The organism is Priestia sp. SIMBA_032, assembly GCF_046535215.1.
In the GTDB taxonomy this organism is placed as follows: Bacteria; Bacillota; Bacilli; order Bacillales; family Bacillaceae_H; genus Priestia; species Priestia aryabhattai.
The window spans coordinates 1-241 of sequence record NZ_JAWRXD010001442.1 but is presented as its reverse complement, the minus strand read 5'-3'; the positions used below and the strand labels follow the sequence as shown (position 1 = coordinate 241).

The 241-nt window shown below is 41.1% G+C and carries 1 pseudogene; it reads right to left on the bottom strand.

From position 1 onward, the window contains the following. Positions 1 to 241 (bottom strand): annotated as a pseudogene (locus SB717_RS39090) (23S rRNA (uracil(1939)-C(5))-methyltransferase RlmD); the annotation flags it as partial.

Genomic DNA, 241 nt, shown 5'->3' with positions numbered 1-241 from the left:
CTCTTATTACGGTAATGCCATGGATTTTCCATGCCAAGCGTTGGACGAATTTTCTCTTCCATACTGTTTTTCATGTACTTCTCAAATGCTTGTACAACGATATCACGCTTTTGATTCAATTGTTCTTTATAATCTAAATGTTGCAGCTGACAACCGCCACACTCCTCATATACTGGACACGGTGCTTTCACACGATGCGGTGAAGCTTTACGAACTTTTTTCACTTTCGCTTCAGCGAAGC